Source organism: Xenorhabdus bovienii (genome assembly GCF_024721015.1).
In the GTDB taxonomy this organism is placed as follows: domain Bacteria; phylum Pseudomonadota; class Gammaproteobacteria; order Enterobacterales; family Enterobacteriaceae; genus Xenorhabdus; species Xenorhabdus bovienii.
Window position 1 is genome coordinate 1 of record NZ_JANAIF010000200.1, and the last position, 1,520, is coordinate 1,520.

2 protein-coding genes and 1 pseudogene are annotated in these 1,520 nt (G+C 42.7%); 2 read left to right on the forward strand and 1 reads right to left on the reverse strand.

The window, feature by feature from the left end; translation table 11 throughout:
- Both NXS07_RS21635 and NXS07_RS19940 read left to right on the forward strand, forming a co-directional pair.
- Positions 1 to 815 (forward strand): RHS repeat-associated core domain-containing protein (locus tag NXS07_RS21635; RefSeq protein ID WP_308686640.1); only part of this gene is annotated, 815 nt, incomplete at its 5' end.
- A gap of 3 nt (positions 816 to 818) precedes the next feature.
- The gene (locus NXS07_RS19940) at positions 819 to 1,277 is read left to right on the forward strand and encodes an SMI1/KNR4 family protein (RefSeq protein ID WP_258087499.1); all 459 of its coding nucleotides are present in this window, start codon (positions 819 to 821) and stop codon (positions 1,275 to 1,277) included.
- Positions 1,278 to 1,368: 91 nt separating this feature from the next.
- Here the strand turns inward: NXS07_RS19940 and NXS07_RS19945 are convergent.
- Positions 1,369 to 1,520, reverse strand: a pseudogene (locus NXS07_RS19945) (SymE family type I addiction module toxin); the annotation flags it as partial.

Sequence of the window (1,520 nt, forward strand, 5' to 3'; positions counted from 1 at the left end):
ACCTTGTTTTTGACGGCTGGCAGTTGCTGGCCCAGCAGGTGCAGTTTTTCACGCCGAACCCGGAAAACCGCAGCGAAGTGCTCGCCGGCAAAATCCAGACCCAGTACGCGGTGTGCGCCCCAACGGGCGAGCCACTGGCGTTGTTTGATGCCGCCGGGCACCGGGTCTGGCGCCAGCCGCCGCAGAGCCTGTATGGTTTGCGTTTGGGTGTGCTGGGTGAAAATGCGGAACTGAATCCGGGGCTCAAGTTCGCAGGCCAATTTCTCGATGAAGAGAGCGGGCTGGTCTATAATCGGCACAGGTATTACTCGCCTGTTGCTAGCATGTACCTGACGCCCGACCCTATTGGGTTATTGGGGGGAGAAAATCTATATTCATACGTTGGAAATCCGACGGGATTCATAGATCCGCTGGGTTTATCTGGTCTTGGTATAGTTGGGAGTATGGTCAGAAAGGTGAAAGGCCGCTTACCAATTAATAGCAAGCATGCTGGGAAAATATATCCAGCAAGTGAGTTACCAGTTGAAATAAGAAATAAATATCCACATGGTGTGCCATTTACCCATTCAGGGTTTCCAGATTTTTCTCGATATTCTATTAAGAACGTAAGAATTGAGCTTGGAAAAACCCGAACAGTTGATTTTGCTAGGGCAGATGCAGCCGCAGGATATAGCAGAAGTAATCCTCGACCAACCGGATATACCTGGCATCATCACCATGATTCAGGTTATATGCAGCTAATCCCAACAGATATACATAGCAAAGTGAAACATACCGGTGGAGTAGCAACGAGAAAATGTCCAAAGGGAAAATAAATTATGGTTGCCAATATTATTGATTTTAAAGGACCAATTGATGAAAGCGCAGTTACTAATTTTGAAAATGAGATAGGAAACTCTCTTCCAAATGACTATCGTAATTTTCTAAAAAAATATAATGGGGGCTATCCTGATCCTGATGCTTTTCTCTTTTTAAATGATGAAGAAGATGGCTCATCTGTTGATCGATTTCTAAGTTTAGGGTGTGAGAAACATCATGATCTCAGAAATTATTTTATTGACTATAAGGATAGAATTCCTCTTGATTTTTTGCCTATAGCTCATGATCCAGGTGGTAATTTGATATTGATTTCTTTATCAAACGATAATCCTGGTGTGTTTTTCTGGGATCATGAATTTGAAGCAGATGAAGGTGAATTGCCTGATATGAGTAATGTTCATCTCATAAGTCATACATTTACTGATTTTTTATCAGTTTTATATAAGTTGGAAATTTAATTTTATAATACCGGAACGATGTAATACTCTTCCGGTTATTAAATTTTAATTGTCCGGCTAATTAGCTTGCCGGACAATTAATTACTCTGTTTTATCCTGCCTGATAATCCCCAATCAATTCCCGCATTCGGAGCTTAATCTCACTGAGCTGATCCTGCTGGCGCTGGTACTGTTGCTTGATGCTGCGAGTATCATCGCTGTCAGGAATAAGCACCAAACAGCCATCCATAATCTTCACGGTGA